The following is a 17717-nucleotide window of genomic DNA, read 5'->3' on the forward strand; positions in this document are numbered from 1 at the left end:
CAGCTGAAAAAGGCCCTCACCGAACGACAACACAGCCCCGGGAGTACCGACCAGACACCTGAAGATCCAGACACCTGAAGATGCTGTGAGTAGCTCCAGCGGCCTCCATCAGGAACCGCTGGCCGTAGCGGTGCCGCGCCCAACGGCCCCGGCCCCACGGAATCGGACATGAGCCGGCCGGCGTCGGCCTGTCCCAGCCCCGGAACCTCACCGGACACACTGCCGTCGACCGGGGCCGGGGGCGCCTGCCTTCCGGAGCCGTCGGCTCTGCCGGCACCGGTGATGCCCGAAGGAGCAGCCAGTTTCCTGCACTTGAGAAGAGATGAGAACTCACACCTGGGCGAAGGACTGCTCCATGGTCTGATCGGTTTCTCCGCCGCTCCATGAGGCCGACTTCGCGCATGCTCCCGGTGGCTTCAATCGGAAGCGCATAACTATGGGGTATCCGAGATGTTGGCGTTCTCTTCTTCGGGAACGATGCGTTCGGCGTCGAGCCAGTCTTCCGGCAACCGGACCTGATAGTGCGGGAGTTCGGCTGGCCCAACTTGAGTGTCCTCGCGGCATCTCGTTCAGGTTTCCGAACTCTGTTGTGGACGCGGAGACTTGTGCGGCGTGGCCTGGATCGTGGGGCTGTCTGGAGCTCTGGTGACACCTCGGAGGAACTCTGCTGCGGTCTGGTCGTCTCTGGGCGCCGGCATCTCAGCCCATCCTGTGCGCGAGGCGTCCGGCGGTGGCGTACTGGACCGGCTCTACCTGTCGCCGACTCAACCACCGTTCCCGGGGAACCCGACCAACTGACTGGCAGCCTTCTGCACACGCTTTCGCAACCTTGCCCCGGCAGGTCCCTCCCAGTGGCTCGAGACAGGTTCTGCGGCCCAGGAGGCCGAGATGGTTCGGTACGGCGGCACGAACGACGCCCGCGAACGACCCCAGTTGGAGGAGCCCCATGTCATTCCGGGCTGTCGATCTTCCTGTAGAAGGTGAGGAGGGCGTCCGCGAGACGGTCGGGTGCCTCGATTGCCGCGTAGTGCCCGACACCGTCGAGTGACACGGCACTCACGTCCGTAGCGACCTGCCGCAATGTCGCGGACGTGAACGCTGCTGAGCGGCCCCCGACTGCGAGCACGGGCATGCTGAGCTTCTGGGTTGCCAGCTCGAGGATCTCGTCGCCTTCCGTGAGCATCGAGCGGTAGAGCCCGGAGGCGCCCGTGAAGGCGTCCGGCCGCGTGTAGGAGCGGGTGAACTCGTCGATGTCGTCCTTGGTGAACGCATCAGAGGTAGCGCTGAGGGAGGGGAACGCGTACTCGGCGATGAAGGCGCGCTCCCGTCCCGCGAGAAGCATTTCTGGGATCCCCGGGGCGACGAGGACGCCTATGTGCCAGGCCCCGCCATGGGTCACGTCGGCGAGCTTTTCGGCGCCGAATCCAGGGAGACCGGTCTCGATCGCCCCGTAGCTTCGGACGAGTTCGGGATGTGTGGCTGCGACGCGGAACGTCGTGGGGCCGCTGATGTCCTGGCCCGTCAGGTGGACGGGGCCGAGGTCCAACCGCGCGATGAGTTCGCTCAGGTCCTGCGCCGAGGTTGCGCTGTCGTGCTCCGGCTTGGCAGTGGCGGAGTCACCGAAACCGCGAAGGTCGACGGCGAACACGCGATGCTGCCCGCTCAGCAGGGGGATCAGCTTGTGGAACACCCACCAGGTCTCCGGGAAACCGTGCACCAGCAGTACGGGCGATCCGGCCGTTCCCGCGGAGACGTAGTGCAGCTCGGTGCCGTTCACGCTGACGCGGTGGTGGTCGACGCCGGGGATGGTGGCTCCGCCAGGACTGACGTTCATGATTCTTCTCCACTCATTAGGCAACCTGGTTGTCGAATCTATAACTAGACAACCACGTTGTCTATCTCGTTGCTCCCGTATGATCCGGACCATGGCCCGTTCCTCAGGCGCTGAGCTGGCGCTGCTCCTGCTCGGCGGTTTCCACTCGATGGCGGATGAGGTGCACGCCGAACTGGCGCATCGCGGACACGAAGGCGTCCGTCCCGGCCATGAGTTCGCGCTCCGGACCATCGACGCGGGAGCGGACACAGCCTCGGAGCTCGGCCGCCGGCTGTCGGTCTCCAAGCAGGCGGCCGCGAAGACGATCGCCGCGCTCCAACAGCTCGGATACGTAGTCCGGGAAACCGACCCGGATGACGCACGGCGCAAGCGGGTGCAGGTGACACCCCGTGGCCACGAAATGATGGCGATCGGCGGGGCGCTCTTTGACGAGGTGCGCAATCGCTGGGCGGCGCAGATCGGGGTCCGCCAGCTCGATGCCCTCGAAGGGCACTTGGCCCGGCTAGTCGAGCGCCGGCCCGTGAGCGCCGACGATCTGGCACGGTTCGATGACGGTCTCCGCGAGGAGAACCGAGTGGCCGCACTCGATCAGAACTCACAGTAATCAGATCGATTCGAGCTGGGCGTCGATCAAGGATCGATCATTGACATGCTCCTCGGGCGGAAGCCGGCGGGCCCAGCCCACGAGTTCGCCGACGTAGCCGTGGTCGGCCCAGATCTGCGTGATCTGCGGCTGGACGAGACGGAGGCGCACAACACGTTCGCGCACTGCGCCGCGGTCCTGGATGTCCCCAAGCCGTGCTGCCGCCCCCTCACCGACATGCAGGCCGGTCCCGGACGATGCCGCCACCCCGGCGCGCCAGGTCATCGCACGGACGGACCTCAAGAGCGTCCACGCCATCGCCAAGAGGTGTGACTGAGCGTCCGAGTTGGCGGGCTTCGCCAACTCGGACGCTCAGCGCGGTATCAGCCCGAAGGCCGGTGTTAGTTGATGACGAGGCGGGTGCGGAGAGTGTGCCCTTCCCCGCGGCGCACCGCTCCCGGCGGCCGGGCCCCAGCGAACGCGCGCCGGTGCCGCCGAACCGCTCCTCCTCAGACAGCACCGCACGCATCATCTCCAGGGCCCGCGTCTCCCCGTTGGCGAGACGGGCCCCGGCGCAGCCGGTCGGCGCCGTGCCGGCCAGCACGCTGCCCTTCTCGTACACGCACTGGGTTCCCGCGGTGGGCCTGTCACGTCGCGTGCGGGGCCGGATGCGGCTGGTCGATGGATCGGGGGCGGTACGGCGGTGTGCCTGAGGGGGCCGTACCGGGCGGGTGTGGCTTGATCACCGGGCCGTCCCGGGCAGCGGGGCCGGGTGAATCAGCCGACGTCCGTGGCGCATCCCGAGATGTGACGGGCCGTATGTCGAGGAGTGGTGATCGTGGCACTGGCCTTGCAGCATGCGGTAGGAGTACCGAGCGACCTGGTGCGGAGGGTGGGCGGTCGCGGGGTCTCGCGCGGCGTGCCGGGCTGCTGCTCGCCACGGCGGCACTGCCGGCGGCGGCACAGGTCGTGCCCACCGCCACCCCCGCCACGGCGGAGGGGTCGGTGACCATGACTACGGCCCGGGTGCCGATCAGTCTTTCACCGCTGAACATCAGCGAACGCGCCCGCCTGCGCGAGCTGGAACGAGAGAACCGGGAACTCCGTATGAAGACCGAGTTCCTAGGAAAAGCGGCGGCCTTCTTCGCCCAGGACCGTCCTGCTGAGCGCCCTCGTGTAAGGCGGAGCCCTCGTGATGCTGCCGCTGAGCTGGCTCTACGGCCTCCCCAGTCGCCGCGCTCACCTGCTGCTCGTGACGGCCTTCGCCACGCTGATCGGCGTGAGCCTGCTGCTCTGCCCCACCCTCGGCCACCCCCTCCTCCGTCGAACTCGCCGTGTCCCCGAGCCGTTCAAGGAGAGCGTGCTCGCGCAGTTCTCGCGGTGAGCCTCAACTACGGCCTACCCTTGGGCCGTTACACCTTCACAAGTCACCCAGACCTCGGACACTCTGCCCGGTGACGGAGCCGGCGTGGGACGCGCGTCCCCGCTCCACGCCGCTACTGGACGGCCTCAGGCGCAGCCACGGGTCGGCACATTCGGACGCCGACGACCCCGTGTGGCGCGTCCCGCCGGGCGGCGAAAGGGACGCGTCGTGTCCACGGCGAACTATCGCACCCTGCTGCGCACCCCGGGCGCCGCCGCCTTCTTCCCCCCGCTGCCGTCGGGCGCGTGGGCCTCGCCATGACCGGGCTCGGCATCGTCTGGCTGGTGCACGACCGCACCGGTTCGTACGGCGCCGCACGCATCGCCGTCGGCTGCTTCGCAGTCGCCGACGCACTCGGCGGACCCCAAGTCGCCCGCGTCGTCAACCTCTTGGGGCAGCGGCGCGTACTGCCGTACGTCCTGGCAGCGCACGCCGCATCTGTAGGGCTGCTGCTCGTCGGCGGGCCGGTCCTCGACCTCGTCGCGGCGACGCTCGTCGGTATCACCCTGCCGCAGCTCAGCGCCATGTCCGCCGCCCGCTGGTCCGCCCTGCTGCGCGGCGCCCGCGACGAGGCCGCCCTGCCGAAGGCGTTCGCCCTCGAAGCCCTCGCCAACGCCCTGTCCTACCTGGCCGGCCCAGCCCTGGTCAGCACGGCTGGCGCCGCCGGCCGCCCGGAGCTCGGCACCCTGCTCGCCGCCGCCCTCGTCGTCGGCGGCGGCCTCGCGTTCGCCTTGCAGCGCCGCACCGCGCCGCAGGTCGCGGGCCGCGCCGAGCACCGCACCGCCGGACGCGCCCTGCTCCGCCCCGCCTTCGCGCGGCAGGTCGCGTTCATCCTCGCCCTGGGCGTCTTCTTCGGCGCGATGCAGGTGTCCGTCACCGCGTATGCCGTCGGGCGGGGCACCCCGGACAGCGCGCCCCTGCTCTACGCGGTCTCCAACTGCACCAGCCTGCTGGCGGGTTGGGTCTACGGGCTGCGCGCCTGGCGCACCCCCGCCGGGCGCCAACGGGCCCTCGTCGCCACCGGGTTGACCGCCGCCAGCCTCCCGGGGTCTGGTGCGTCGAGGTGCAAGCGGAGGAGGGCGACCACGCGGAGCGTCGGCACACGACGACAACGCCGCCGATCGGCGTGCCAGACCCCCGTCGCTTCCAGCAAAATCCGCCAGAGACAGACTCCAGGCCGCGCATCGAAAGTGGATCTTGAGCGATGAACGATATCGGCTCATGGAGCGAGGAGATCCCACGGATGAACAGTGTGCGGTGCTGGGGCCGTCGGTACCGAAAGGGCACGAAGGCAGGGCGGCCGCCCGTCTGGCCCCGACGGTAACTGATCAATGGCATGCGGATCCGGGTACGTAACGGTATCCGTGGCGAGGCGTCCCCGCCGGTACGGACCGTGGGGCCGGATCTACGACCTGTTTCGCCGATGGCAGCGGGACGGCACCTGGCAGCGGGTCCTCACCCGGCTCCAGTGCCTGCCCGACACCAAGGGCGAGATCGTGTGGGACCCGAGCGTCGACCACGGCGTGCCGTGCCCATCAGCATGCAGCCGGGGCCCGCAAGCAGGGTGATCTGCAGAAAGAGCCACCAGGCGGTGTCTTTGCCGAGCCCCATGATCACGGGCTGGAATGCTTGCGCGGCGGGTTCACCACCAAGCTGCACCTGACCGTCGAGCAGGGCCAAAAGCCTATGCCGATCATGGTGACGGCCGGGCAGCGCGGGGACTCGCCGCCGTTCGAACCCGTGCTGGACGAGGTCCGCGTGCCCCGCATCGGGTCGTTCGGCCGCGCTCCGCCCCAAGCGAGCGCGCCGACAAGGCGTACGCCTCCCGCAAGAACCGTGCCTACCTGCGCCGCCGCGGGATCTGCTGCGCCATCCCCGACAAGACCCACGGGGCCTTCCCCGTGATCGTGGACACCGGTTGTCATGCGGCGGTGGCCAGCGTAGTTGATCGATGCTCGTAGGTGATCGGGCTGATCTGGCCGAGGCGGGAGTGCCGTCGGCGGGTGTTGTAGCGGGTCGCCCAGCGGAAGACCGCGAGGCGGGCCTCACGCGCCCCGTTCCACCGCTTCCGCCCCTGTAGCGTCTCGCGCTTCATGGTCGCGTTCAGACTCTCCGCGGCGGCGTTGTCCGCACTCGTGCCGACCGCGCCGCGCGATCTGGTCACGCCCAGCTCCGAGCAGACCTGGGCGAACTCCTTCGACACATATTGCGCCCCGTTGTCGCTGTGAAATATCGCCCCGCGCAGACCGTCCCCGCCGCGGGCCCTCGCTGCGGCCCTGAGCGCGTCGGTGACCAGCGAGGTCCGCATGTGGTCGGCGATCGACCAGCCCGCCAGGCGTTTCGAGCACAGGTCCAACACCGTTGCCAGATAAAGAAATTGGCCGTTGCCGATCGGGAGATAGGTGATGTCGCCCACGTACTTGGTGTTCGGCACCTGGGCAGCAAAGTCCCGCTGGAGCAGGTCCGGCACCGGTGTCGCCGACGGCTCGGGAATGGTGGTGCGGACCTTCTTGCGCAGGTGCAGCCCGACGATGTGGAACTTGCGCATGACGCGCTCGACCCGCTTGTGATTGACCGGCCTCCCGGCATCCTTCAGCTCGGCGGTGACGCGCGGAACCCCATAGGTGCCGTCCGATTCCTGATGGATCCGGTTGATGTGCTCGGCGAGCTCGGCATCCGCCCTCGCCCGGCCGGCCCGCGCGGATGCGCCAGCCAGCCACCGGTAGAAGCCGGACCGCGAGACCGCGAGTATCCGGCACAGCCGCTTGACGCCGAAGGCGCCACGGTGATCCTCGACGAACTGGAAGCGGCTGCTCACCAGCTGGTCTCGGCCGCAAAATACTTCGCGGCCCTCCGCAGGATCTCCCGCTCGAGCTCGAGTTCCTTCACCCGCGCCCGCAGCTGCCGGTTCTCCTTCTCCATCGCGGTGGCCTCCACCGCCCCGGGCCGGGCGGCCTGCTCGGCATCCCGCACCCACGTGCGCAGCGTCTCGTGGTTGACGCCCAGGTCCTTGGCCACCGACGCGTATGTCCCACCCGGGCTCGAGTGGTACAGCGCGACGGCATCGGCCCGGAACTCAGGCGAGTACTTCGACGTCCCCAACGGGAACTCCTGTCCTATGGATCATCACGATCCAATGATCAGGGTGTCCACGCTCAAGGGGAAACGCCCCACCCCACAGACACAACATCCCCGTCAGCAAGCTGACGGGGACTCATGAACGATCGAGGCCAGCGCGCGCCACTGACAACGCAGCGAACTCCGCCGCATCACGGCTCCGTTCCAACAACGGCATTCCCCACCCGGCTCAAAACCCACGAGGAAGTCCATCCCTGTCTCGGCAGGGGGCACCCGGCCGCAGCGCGGCGCCGTGGCAGTGGCAGTAGCAGTAGCGAGCGGTCTGGCTCACCGAGAGGTCCACACGGATCACACGAGGCTCGCGAACGGGTGCGGTTGACGGTGCCGTCCGCCCTCGCGCGGAAATGCAGCAGGGCCTGGTCTATCTCTGAAGGCCCATGGGCCGACGTGGGCACGGCGTCCTGCCCTCCCTATCGGGGTAGCCGTACGGGCAGCCGCCGACCGCCGATGCCCTACCGCAAGAAGGAGCACGCCAATGCGCCTGTACGCCCAGACCACGGCCCGTCGGAGCCGCCAGATCCTCGCAGACCTGATCGCGGTGGCCCTGATCTGCGCCGCGGTGAAGCTGGCCCTGGTCGCACACGACGCGATCAAGCGACTGGCCGATCCGGGCCGCAAGGCGGAAAGCGCCGGCAACAGCCTCTCCAACGGACTCGTCGACGCGGGCGACGCCGCCTCGAAGGTGCCTTTCGTCGGGGGCCAGTTGAAGAAACCGCTCAGGTCCGCCGCCGAGGCCGGCACCGGACTGGCCGACGCAGGCCGTTCGCTTCAGGACACGGTGAACCACGTGGCGACGCTGTCCACGCTCGCCCTCATCGTCATCCCGGTCGTGATCGTGCTCCTGCTGTGGCTGCCCCCGCGCCTGCGCTGGATCCGCCGCAGCGCCCTCACCCGGCGCCTCGCCACCAATCCGGGCGGCGCCGACATCCTCGCCCTGCGCGTCCTCGCCGGCCCGCAGCACAAACTCGCAGCGCTGCCCACGCCACCCGGCGGCCTGGCAGAGGCGTGGCGGCGCGGCGACGAACAGGTCATCGCCGACCTGGCGGAGATTGGCCTGCGGCAAGCGGGTCTACGCGCCTGACAGGTGAGCAGCAGGCGCGACCCGGATCAAGTCGTCTCCCTTCGGGGGCAAGCTCGCCGGTGGGCAACGGTGGCGTTCCCTCGGCGACGGATCGGGTGCTGCATCTGGCCGTGCTCGCGGCTACTGCCTCCGCGTCTTCGACGGAGCACAGCGCTTCTGCCCGGGTGAGCAGGACGAGCGGCCACTCGGGGCCCGCGTCGGCCGGTTCCCCGTCGAAGGCGCTCCAGTCCCAGGGCCCGTCGAACCGCCATGCCCGGTCGGCGACGTCGGCGACCTCGTCGCCCGGCCGGAGCGACGCGCACGGACGCCTCAAGAGTTCAAAGGTGAACGGAATCCCGTCGCCGGGGTAGATGGTGCACCGACCCGTGCCGTCGAGATGGCTCCCGTCCGGAAACGCGCGGTAGGACAGGCCACGGCGCAACACCTGCACGGCCAGATGCGGGCGCGGTAGCCAGCCGGTCTCAAGCGGGGGTCATGGCGGTCGACGGCCGTCACGTGAACCACGGTCGGCAGCACTCCGACCCGGCAGATGGCATCCATGATGCGGCGCAGGCCGTGCTCGGGCGGGCGTGACACAAGACCCGCACCGATTCGGTGACCGTCCCCAGAGGCCACGTAGAGGAGTTGGAAGACGGGACCGAGGTGAGGCTCGGTGTGTGGCTGACCGACACCACGACCAGGCGGGCGAAGCTCACCTCCGTCAAACTCCAGCAGCTACCCGACCTCGGACTGGAATGGGCGGCGGGGTGATGCTGGACCGCTTGTTGCGAGCAAGCCTTCGTCCAGAAGGGTGGACATCCTCGGCCTCAACAGGATCACTGCCAGGACCCGTGGCACGTTCGCCGAGACAACGAAGGCGCGGTTGTTCGTGCTGGGTTGCCGGGTCAGGCCGATCGGAGACAGAAGGGATGTCCGGCCGGGCTGGCGTACACCCGGGAGCCCTGCTGAGTGGAGGCGACGACATCGTCAGTCGGTCGCAGCCGTCGACCGCCGGCGTCGAGCACCCGCGTGTCCGCGGTGGCCGCATCGTCCGTGGCTAGGTCGAAGTGCATCTGTTGAGTGGCGCCGCCGGGCCACTGCGGCGGTACCTGCCCCGGAGCGTGCTGGATCACGATCACGGGGAAGCCGTCGAGCTGCAGAAAGTGATGCGTGGTCGTCCTCGTGATCGAGCCGCCGAGCAGCCGGTGCCAGAACGAGCTCTCGCTCTCCAGGTCTGCGGCGTCCACAATCAGTGAGGTCAGGCTGAAGGTCATGGCGTCTCTCCTCGAATTGCATGTCGGGGCGTGGTTCAGATCGTGGGGATGATGCCGCCGTCGACCCGGAACTGGGCGCCGGTGAGCCATCTGGCGCGGGCGGAGGCGAGGAACGCGATCATCTCGGCGACGTCCTCGGGTTCGCCGGGGCGGCCCATCGGCAACTTCAGGTGGTCCACGATCTGCTGCTTGACGTCGTCGATTCCGATGCCCTGGCTGTCGGCCATCTGTCGGAGGTGGCTGGCCGCTCCCTCGGTGACGACGAAGCCCGGCAGAACGCACACCACGCGTACGCCGTGCTCGCCCACCGCCGTTGCCAACTCGCGGCTGTAGGCATTCAGCGCCGCCTTCGATGCGGCGTACGACGCCTCGGCCGGCTGGGGGAGGTGACTGGCGATGGAGGAGACGTGCACTACGACGCCGGAGCCGCGCTCGACCATCCCGGGCACCAGGGCCCGGTCGAGGCGGACCGCGCTGAGCAGGTTCATCTCCAGGTCGGCGAGCCAGGACGCGTCCGACCGCTCCAGGGTCGGCATGGGTCCGGTCGCGGCTCCGGCGTTGTTGACCAGGACGTCGATGCCTCCGACGCTGTCCACTACCCGTCGGCCGAGTTCCGCCGCCCCCTCCTCAGAGCGCAGGTCGGCCGGAATGAAGGTGGCGGGCAGGTCTTCCGGGGGCGCGGTTCGTGAGGCCGTCAGCACGGTGGCACCGGCTGCGGCGAAACGACGAGCTGTCGCCTCCCCTAGCCCCCGGCTACCGCCCGTCACCAGCACTCGCAGACCGGCGAACTCTCCGTGGTCGATCGTTATGGGCGTGCCCCTTCAGTAAGGTGAACCGGACTCCGGAAACCTTACACGCAAACGGAGTCCGACTCACCTTACGGAGGACCCTTGCCGCCATCACGTCCGTTGCGTGCCGACGCCCGCCGCAACCGCGAAGCCCTCCTGGCCGCAGCACGAGAGGCGTTCCTCACCGGCGACGACGCCGGCGTGGAGGAGATCGCACGCAGAGCCGGCGTGTCTGTCGGCACCCTCTACCGGCATTTCGAAACGCGCGAAGTGCTCGTCGCGGAGGTGTACCGCCAGGAAGCCGCCGAGCTCTGCGCCACCCCCACCCGACTGCTCGCACAACACGCCCCGGACGAAGCACTGCGCGTCTTCCTGTTGCTGCTCGTGGAACACGCGGCAGTCGGCAGAGGGATGGGTGAGGTGCTGGAGAACATCATGACTACCGACTCACCGGTCTTCGACGATGCGCGCGACGAGATGGCCCGCGCGCTCGACGAACTGCTCGCCCCAGGCGTCGCAGCCGGCCTCATCCGTAGCGACGTCAACGGACGCATCGTCCTGCGCGCCCTCGGCGGCATCTGCGGGATGCGCGCCAAAGGCTGGAAGGACGATGCGCTGCACATCGCCACGCTCCTGTATGACGGCTTGCGCTACGGTGCAGCGAACCACGGTTGAAGTGCTCTTCTCCCTTCGCAAGCTCAGGAAGGAGATTCCCGTCTACCTTGCGGTGGCGGGCTTGACGCCGCGGGTGCGCCTGACGACTGCCCTCCCGGCAGCCGGGATGAGCGCGTGGCCCATCCGGTACAGGTGCAAGATGTTGCGGGCCGCGTTGTGGTCGGCGTTGCCCGACCATCCGCAGTCCGGGTTCTTGCATACGAACGTGGCCTGGTCCTGTCGGCTGCCGGGCGTGATGAAGCCGCAGGCAGAGCAGCGTCGGGAGGTGTGCGGGGCGGGCACCTTGTGCAGGGTGCCGCCGTACCGGCCGGCCTTGTACGTCAGCATCGTGACCGTCCTGCCCCATGCCTCCTGGCTGATGGAGCGGTTGAGTCCGGCCTTTTGGGCGACGCCTGTCCCCGGCTCGGCGGTGGTGCCCCGAGCGGACTTGACCATGTTCGTGATGGTGAGTGCTTCGACCACCATCACGCCGTACGTCTGGGCGAGGGTGGTGGTCGTCTTGTGCTGCCAGTCCTGGTGTCGTCGCGTGGCTTTTGCGCGCAGCCCTCGGATCTGGTCATAGGTGTGGTGCAGGCGGCGGCTGGTGCGCTCGCCGGGCTTGCGGTGTGTCGTGCGCTGGGCGGCCCGGCGCTCAAGGCGCCAGAGCTTGCCCTTTTCCTCAGCGGTCAGCCACTTGTCACGGTCGGCGCTGCCATCGGGGAGGCGAGGCGCACGCCCGTGGTCCTGGTGGTTGCCGTCCGAGAGGGCGAGGGGCAGGTTCACCCCGGCGTCGATTCCGACCTGTGCCCCCTGGTGGGATGAGGGCCTGGCTTCGAGGCTCTGCACACGGAAGGCGAGGTGCCATCCCAGGTGGTCCTTGACCAGCCGTGCCCCGGTGATCCGGTTGTCGGCGTTCGCCTTGTTGCCCACCGGGAGGTCTTTGGTCCAGCAAAAGCGGACACGGCCGACCTTGGGAATGTTGGCCATGCCCCAGCGGCGGTGCACCCGCTTGATCTGGAGGTCACGGCGCTGCGGGATGTCCACGCTCATCACGGACCGCAACCGGCCCTTGAAGTTCGGAGCATCAGCGCGGCCGTCCCAGCAGTTCTTCCAGGCCTGGAAGTACGTCTTGAGCACCGCTTGCGCGGCCTGCGCAGGAAGGACGGCGAGGAAATCGATCTCTTTGCGGGCCTGGCGTATCGCGGCGTCCGCGTTCGCCAGAGTCCGCTTCTCCTTCGGCATCATCTGCCACCACGCATGCAAGCAGTTCCACATCGCGCGGGCGGCATGCGCCTGCTCGTCGACAAGGAGATTCTCGGCACGGGACAGTGCCAGTCGGGCACGGTGCCCGAACTGCCGCTTCTCCCAACCCAGTTCACCCACGGTGATCACCATACTACCGGTGGTCCATGCCACCGCGATGGAAGCCGAACCCCGATATCAGAACCGGCCGGCACGTCGCCCCCAACCCGCACGTCATGCGGGAGGCGTGCACGGACTTCGAGGCCGAGCTGAAGCTCTCCAAGCTGGTCAACTCCACCAAAGGCATCTCCTCCAGGCGTCTGCGCCAGGAGCACGACACGCATTTCCGCCGCCACCTGTGGTGGCAGCCGCTTCTGGTCCGGCTCCTACTTCGCCGGAAGCTGCCACGGTGCGCCCCTGACCGTCGCACGCCAATACATCGACAACCAGAAGCGCCCCGTAGGCCGAGGTGAACAGTGCCGACCCGTGCTCACCCGCGAGTCAGAGCAGTCCCGAGATGGCCTTCACCCCCGGCGTACGCGCCGGAGCACTGGCCAAGATCAAAAGGCAGATCGACCGCAACACACCCGAGCGAAGTCATCCGTTGAGCAGAGCGCCTGCGAAGTCTTCAAAACACCTGCGGGTAGCCACCGCATGGTCGCCGAACTCCGCGAGCGCGGCGTCGGCTTCACCTCGCTGCACGAGAGCTGCTGGAGTCAGGGGCGCCAGGGCTGCGAAGACGATGAGACGGTGGGCGCCGGTCGCAGGACCCTCCTCAGGTGGTCGCACTTCTGGTGAAGGCGCCGCGCCTCCTGGAAAGGCGGTGGCCCCGACGGCGGCGGTCAGCGCTTTGCGCGTCGGCTGCGGATGCTCAGGACGATGACGGAGACAAGGAACCAGAAGGCACCGAAGGCTGAGTATCCGGCGACGGTGGACAGGCCGCTCGTCGCCGAGGCGGACATGGCAGCAAAGTTGAGGCCGGCGAGGACGGACAGTCCGCCGCTGATGATCATGGGCCACTGGGCGCCGACCGTGCGCCGGCGTCGGATCGCTACGACGAGCTGGATCGCTCCGGAGAGCAGGGCCCAGACGCCGAACACGAGGAGGGCCGTGCCGATGGTGGATAGGACGGCGATGATCATCCCGATGGTGGTGACGAGGCCGAGAGCCACGTTGATGGTGCTGATGTGGTTCGTGGAGCCGGTGCCGGCCATGCGACGCTCGAGGAGCGTGGCGATGACGTCCCACAGGGGGTAGATGACGAGTAGCACGGCCGCGACAGCTGTGGGCCTGTCCGTCGACACGAGCGTGGCGGAGGTCGTGAAGACGAGTGCCACCCAGATCAGGGAGAAGATGACTCGGATCAGGTAGAGCGATCGGAGCCCGGAGGCCGTCGGCGTTGCCGTGGTGGAAGGTTCGATGGTCTGAGTCACGGGGTTCCCCTTGTGATCGCGACGGTGTGAGGTGGTTGCCTCGCTGATGAGTCTCGGGGGCCTCGATCAGGGCCGTGTACTTCGAACGAAGTAGTTCTGCCATCCACTTCGATCGCACGAGTTCTGCCGTCTCCATCGATGAGGAGGTTCGCCGTATACATCGTTCGAAGTACACGGCCGTAGCGCGCGTGAACGAGAATCAGGTCATGGTCAAGGCGCAGAACACTCAGGACGGGCCCGCGGCACCCCTGTGGATCCGCCGCCCCGAGGTGCTGCACCTCGTCGCTTATTCAGTGGCTGCGCTGGTGTTCACCGGTCAGATCGTGGCCGTGGTACTGAGGGGATCGGATTGGCCGACAGCCCTGTCCGTGCTGCTCGCCGGTGGCGGTGTCGCCCTCTCATGGTGGAGGCCGTGGGCAGGACTGGTCGTGACGAGCGCAGCATCCTTCGCCGTCACAGCGGTGGGCCACGACCCGCTATCGGTGTGGATGATGGCGGTGCTCGTGCTGTTCTCGGTCACCTTCAGGGGAAAGCAGCCGCTGGCCGGAACCGTCGTCGTGGCGGCGTTCTTCCTGGGGGCCTTCATGACGCTGGGAGGATTCCGTGGCGGTGCGGTCGTAGGAGCCGCCGCCCTCTTCTCGGCCGTGGCAGGAGGTGCGACAGGGGGCGCGCTCCGCATCCATCGAGACCACTGGTGGATGCTGGAGGAACGGGCCGAAAGTGCCATCGCCACCCGCGAGATCGAAGCCACCCGACGAGTGACCGAAGAACGACTGCGCATCGCCCGAGACCTCCACGACGTCATCGGCCACCAAGTCGCGATGCTGAGCTTGCATCTCGGTGCTGCGGAGATCGGGCTGCCTGAAGGCGCCGAATCGTCCCGGCAGGCCCTCGTCTCAGCCAGGTCCAGCGCCCGCACCGTCGTCGTCGAGACGCAACGGATCCTCGCGCTCCTCCGCCTCGGAGACGACATCTCCGACGACGAGGCGCTCCGGCCGACCCCGGCGCTCAGCGGCCTGGAAGGGCTTATCGCTTCCTTCGAGAGCATCGGCCTCGACATCCAGCCCTCCATCGACATCCCCACCGGTTTCGTGGAGCCCAGCGTCGGCGTGACGGTCTACCGGGTCGTTCAAGAAGCACTCACGAATGCCTACCGGCATGGAGAAGGGACGGCAACGGTGGATGTGCGCGAGCGCGACGGCAGGATCTGCGTCACTGTGGAGAACCGCGTCGGTCATTCACTCCGCGGCCCCGACTCGGGCAGTGGACTCGGACTCGTGGGGATGCGCGAACGCGTCGAGTCCTCCAGTGGGCGACTGACGATCGACAGTGACGGCGGGCGATTCCGGGTCCGTGCGGAGTTCAGCCCCCGGGGAGCCGTCGTCCGATGACACAGATTCTGATTGTCGATGACCAGGACGACATCAGGGCCGGTATCCGAGCGATGCTTCTGCTCGACCCGAGTCTCGTTGTTGCGGGTGATCTCTCCGATGGACTCCAGGTCGTCCCCTTCCTCCGAGACCACCCCGTCGACCTGGTCCTGATGGACATCCGGATGCCCGGCATCGACGGTGTCGAAGCCACTCGACGGATCCGCAAAGAACACCCACCCGAAAAGATGCGGGTGATCGTGCTGACCACTTTCGATCAGGACGACATCGTTCTCGCGGCTCTTCGCGCGGGCGCCAACGGTTTCCTGAGCAAGACGGTGAGCCCTGCTGAACTCGTCGCCGGAATCACCGAGGTCGTTGGCGGTGGGGGTGCGCTGTCCGCCGCCGCCACGGCCGCGCTCATCGGTCACATGACCGACAGTCCACCCCCGGTGATCGACCAGGAACTGCTGCGACGATTCGGCGCTCTGACACCCAGGGAGCGGGACGTGGTCGTTCTCGTTGCGAGCGGTCTGAGCAACGACGAGATCGCGGCACAGATGTCCGTGTCGCCGTTCACCGTGAAGACGCATGCGGTGCGGGCCATGACGAAGGTCGGCGCACGTGATCGAGCGCAACTCGTCTCGTTCACCTTCCGGGCCGGCCTCTACCCCTGAGCCTGCCGAGCGGAACCCCGAAACAGCAGTCACAAGCCGATGGCGAAACACTCTGGGAAGCGACGTACTCACGACCTGACCGCCGCACGGACCCACGGGATCATCGACGCACTCGCCGAAGCCGACATCAAGTGCTAGGCGGACAAGGCCTACCAGGGCGCCGGACACCCGTTACGAGTCCCGTTCCGAGGCCGCCGGCTCGAGCGATGCAAGCGGCGGCGCAACAGCAGCCACGCCAAGATCCGCCGCCTGGTCGACCAGGCCATGGCAGTCCTCAGGGGCTGGCGCCTCTTGCGGAAAACTCCGCTGCACCACCAACCGCATTACCAACATCGTGCAGGCCACCGTCATCCTTCACCACGCCTCAACCCGAGGTTGGAGAGAGCTCAGTGACAGGCGGGCCACCCGGCTGACCCGAGCGGGGTCAAGCATCAGGCTCCGGCGATGGTCCGGCCCGGCATCGGCTCCGCGAGCGCGGCCCGCCAGGCCGGCGCGCCGAAGGGCTCGGCGAAGTACTGCGTCTCGTGCACCACGAGCTGGTCAGTGAACTCCATGATGCTCACCGAGTACGAAGGCACACCGTCGTAAGTGATGAGGCATTCGCTCACCCATAGATTCCCATGGCCGGTGATCCGCTGGACAGTGAAGTGCCGGTCGGCCGGGTGCCCGCCGCGTTGCGCCGAGATCGTCACTCGGCCCCGGAACCGCTCACCTGACTGCGGGTAGTCCAGGATCGCGTCCGAGGCGTAGATAGCGTGCTCGGCTTCGATGTCCCCGCGCTCCGAGGCCCGCCAATGCTCCTCGATCGCGACCCTGGTCCGGGAGTCAGCATCCATGGCACCACCCTTCCGTAGCGGTGACAGCCTAGGCACTCCGGGTCACAGACAGCCCGGGGCCAGGCGCACCTGGGCTGCCAAGTCCTCCCTTTGGCCGGATCGGAAGGCGGCAGCCGACCACAGTGGCAACGGCGTCGAGTGACCGCCACCCGGCTCACCCCATCAGCTGCTCCTGGGGCAACCGAAACCGGAGCGTCTCCACGTACGGCGCGTGTCGCGCCCGGACGATCTCGCCAGGACTCCTTGAGCCTCTGCGTCGGAACGCCATCCACCACGCTGCCCCGTGGGTGCCGACGCCTGTCGGCGCGCACGTTCCGTTTGGCGCGTGCTCGAAACCGACCCGTCAGGCAAGGAGCGAACGAACGGTGTCGGGCGAGCGGCCCACGACTGTCGTTCCATCGTCCGCCGTGATGATCGGTCGTTGGATCAGGGTCGGGTGGGCGGCCAGTACCGCGATCCAGCGGCTGCGGTCGTCGGTCTCCCGGCCCCACGAGGCCATGCCCAACTCGGCGGCAAGGGGTTCTCCCGTACGGGTGATGTCCCACGGCTCCAGGCCGAGCCGTCGCAGCACCTGCTCCAGCTCGTCCGCGGTCGGCGGCTCCTCCATGTATCGCCGGACCGTGTACGCGGCGCCCTCCGCGTCCAGCAGGGAAAGGGCGGAGCTGCACTTGGAACAGGCGGGATTGATCCAGATTTCCATGACGTCGGTGTCTTTCGTTTCTGTCCGGACGGGGCACCGCCCGGCGAGGTGCCGTCAGGTGAGGCCGGCCAGGGCCAGGAATTCGCTGCGTGAGCGGGCATCGTTGCGCAGGGTGCCAAGGAGGGTGGAGGTGAGGGTGCTGGAACCGGTGGCCTGGACGCCGCGCAGGGTCATGCAGCTGTGTTCAGCTTCGATGACGACGCCCACGCCCTTGGGTTCCAGTTGAGTCTGGAGCCAGTCGGCGACCTGTTTGGTGAGGCGTTCCTGGACCTGCGGACGACAGGCGAAGTGCTCGACGACGCGGGCCAGTTTCGACAGGCCGAGGATCCGCCGACCGGGCAGGTACCCGACGTGCGCGGTGCCGACGAACGGCAGCAGATGGTGTTCGCACACCGAGCGCACGGGGATGTTGCGGGCCAGGACGAGTTCGTCATAACCCTCGTCGTTCGGGAAGGTAGTCAGGTCGAACGGGCGAGGGCTGAACAGCTCGGCGTAGGCGCGGGCCATACGCCCCGGCGTCCCGCGCAGGCTCTCGGTTTCCGTGCTGATGCCGAGAGCCTGCAGGAACTGTTCGGCGGCACGTTCAGCGGCAGCCAGGTCGAGGCCGTCGGTTTCATGGACGACGCGCAGCGCAGCCTGTCCGGGTATCGCTGCCTCAGGATCACCGGGCGCCAGGTGCAGGGTGGTACGGGGATGCTGGGTCAT

General features: G+C 68.0%; 19 protein-coding genes and 1 pseudogene. 10 read left to right on the top strand and 10 right to left on the bottom strand.

From position 1 onward, the window contains the following. Positions 1–949: 949 nt before the first annotated feature. A complete protein-coding gene (locus OG456_RS47140; protein ID WP_266571248.1) occupies positions 950–1834 on the bottom strand; it encodes an alpha/beta fold hydrolase in 885 nt (294 codons plus the stop codon). Positions 1835–1925: 91 nt separating this feature from the next. Here OG456_RS47140 and OG456_RS47145 point away from each other — a divergent pair, with 91 nt between their 5' ends. Continuing rightward, positions 1926–2438: a MarR family winged helix-turn-helix transcriptional regulator gene (locus tag OG456_RS47145; protein ID WP_266571249.1), complete on the top strand. Its 513-nt coding sequence runs from the start codon at positions 1926–1928 to the stop codon at positions 2436–2438. On the opposite strand, the gene OG456_RS47150 is transcribed toward OG456_RS47145, so the two are convergent. After that, on the bottom strand, positions 2439–2702 hold the full coding sequence (locus tag OG456_RS47150; protein WP_266571250.1) for a hypothetical protein: 264 nt from the start codon (positions 2700–2702) through the stop codon (positions 2439–2441). It abuts the gene before it with no gap. Positions 2703–3609: 907 nt separating this feature from the next. Here OG456_RS47150 and OG456_RS47155 point away from each other — a divergent pair. Both OG456_RS47155 and OG456_RS47160 read left to right on the top strand, forming a co-directional pair. Beyond that, complete coding sequence (locus OG456_RS47155; protein ID WP_266571820.1) at positions 3610–3801, top strand: hypothetical protein; 192 nt, start codon at positions 3610–3612, stop codon at positions 3799–3801. A 284-nt stretch (positions 3802–4085) separates the two neighbouring features. Continuing rightward, a complete protein-coding gene (locus OG456_RS47160) occupies positions 4086–5048 on the top strand; it encodes a hypothetical protein (protein WP_266571251.1) in 963 nt (320 codons plus the stop codon). A 713-nt stretch (positions 5049–5761) separates the two neighbouring features. Here the strand turns inward: OG456_RS47160 and OG456_RS47165 are convergent. Further along, positions 5762–6942 (bottom strand): IS3 family transposase gene (locus tag OG456_RS47165; protein WP_266571252.1). Its coding sequence is split into 2 segments (ribosomal slippage): positions 5762–6675 and positions 6675–6942, totalling 1182 coding nucleotides; the frame shifts between segments, so codons are not numbered across the junction. Between the two features lie 511 nt (positions 6943–7453). On the opposite strand from OG456_RS47165, the gene OG456_RS47170 reads away from it, so the two are divergent. Then, on the top strand, positions 7454–8059 hold the full coding sequence (locus tag OG456_RS47170) for a hypothetical protein (protein WP_266571253.1): 606 nt from the start codon (positions 7454–7456) through the stop codon (positions 8057–8059). A 594-nt stretch (positions 8060–8653) separates the two neighbouring features. Further along, positions 8654–8809: a helicase gene (locus OG456_RS47175; protein ID WP_323136474.1), complete on the top strand. Its 156-nt coding sequence runs from the start codon at positions 8654–8656 to the stop codon at positions 8807–8809. 134 nt (positions 8810–8943) lie between these two features. Here the strand turns inward: OG456_RS47175 and OG456_RS47180 are convergent, their stop codons facing one another. Continuing rightward, positions 8944–9312, bottom strand: a complete 369-nt coding sequence (locus tag OG456_RS47180) for a VOC family protein (protein ID WP_266571254.1) — start codon at positions 9310–9312, stop codon at positions 8944–8946. A 35-nt stretch (positions 9313–9347) separates the two neighbouring features. After that, positions 9348–10121: an oxidoreductase gene (locus OG456_RS47185; RefSeq protein WP_266571784.1), complete on the bottom strand. Its 774-nt coding sequence runs from the start codon at positions 10119–10121 to the stop codon at positions 9348–9350. Between the two features lie 81 nt (positions 10122–10202). Between OG456_RS47185 and OG456_RS47190 the strand changes: the two genes are divergently transcribed. Further along, complete coding sequence (locus OG456_RS47190; RefSeq protein WP_266571255.1) at positions 10203–10775, top strand: TetR/AcrR family transcriptional regulator; 573 nt, start codon at positions 10203–10205, stop codon at positions 10773–10775. A gap of 42 nt (positions 10776–10817) precedes the next feature. Here the strand turns inward: OG456_RS47190 and OG456_RS47195 are convergent, their stop codons facing one another. Further along, positions 10818–12137, bottom strand: coding sequence for a transposase (locus OG456_RS47195; protein WP_266571256.1), 1320 nt, complete (start codon positions 12135–12137; stop codon positions 10818–10820). A gap of 513 nt (positions 12138–12650) precedes the next feature. Between OG456_RS47195 and OG456_RS47205 the strand changes: the two genes are divergently transcribed. Next, positions 12651–12794: a hypothetical protein gene (locus OG456_RS47205; protein ID WP_266571257.1), complete on the top strand. Its 144-nt coding sequence runs from the start codon at positions 12651–12653 to the stop codon at positions 12792–12794. Between the two features lie 44 nt (positions 12795–12838). On the opposite strand, the gene OG456_RS47210 is transcribed toward OG456_RS47205, so the two are convergent. Next, entirely contained in the window at positions 12839–13429 is a 591-nt protein-coding gene (locus tag OG456_RS47210; protein ID WP_266571258.1) for a DUF308 domain-containing protein, read from the bottom strand. Positions 13430–13503: 74 nt separating this feature from the next. Between OG456_RS47210 and OG456_RS47215 the strand changes: the two genes are divergently transcribed. The 3 genes and pseudogenes from OG456_RS47215 to OG456_RS47225 form a co-directional block, all read left to right on the top strand. After that, positions 13504–14820: a sensor histidine kinase gene (locus tag OG456_RS47215; protein ID WP_266571259.1), complete on the top strand. Its 1317-nt coding sequence runs from the start codon at positions 13504–13506 to the stop codon at positions 14818–14820. Further along, positions 14817–15476 carry a response regulator transcription factor gene (locus OG456_RS47220; protein ID WP_266571260.1) on the top strand — a complete coding sequence of 220 codons (660 nt, stop codon included), beginning with the start codon at positions 14817–14819 and terminating at the stop codon, positions 15474–15476. The genes OG456_RS47215 and OG456_RS47220 overlap by 4 nt, the downstream gene beginning before the upstream one ends. A 69-nt stretch (positions 15477–15545) precedes the next feature. Continuing rightward, positions 15546–15846, top strand: a pseudogene (locus tag OG456_RS47225) (transposase family protein); the annotation flags it as partial. Positions 15847–15907: 61 nt separating this feature from the next. On the opposite strand, the gene OG456_RS47230 reads toward OG456_RS47225, so the two are convergent. From OG456_RS47230 to folE, 3 genes are all read right to left on the bottom strand, one after another. Continuing rightward, on the bottom strand, positions 15908–16312 hold the full coding sequence (locus OG456_RS47230; protein WP_266571261.1) for a nuclear transport factor 2 family protein: 405 nt from the start codon (positions 16310–16312) through the stop codon (positions 15908–15910). 343 nt (positions 16313–16655) lie between these two features. Then, positions 16656–17012, bottom strand: coding sequence for an arsenate reductase family protein (locus OG456_RS47235; protein ID WP_266571262.1), 357 nt, complete (start codon positions 17010–17012; stop codon positions 16656–16658). Between the two features lie 54 nt (positions 17013–17066). After that, complete coding sequence (gene folE / locus OG456_RS47240; RefSeq protein ID WP_266571263.1) at positions 17067–17717, bottom strand: GTP cyclohydrolase I FolE; 651 nt, start codon at positions 17715–17717, stop codon at positions 17067–17069.

Origin of the sequence: Streptomyces sp. NBC_01446 (assembly GCF_026340095.1) — a bacterium.
Lineage (GTDB): Bacteria > Actinomycetota > Actinomycetes > Streptomycetales > Streptomycetaceae > Streptomyces > Streptomyces aureus.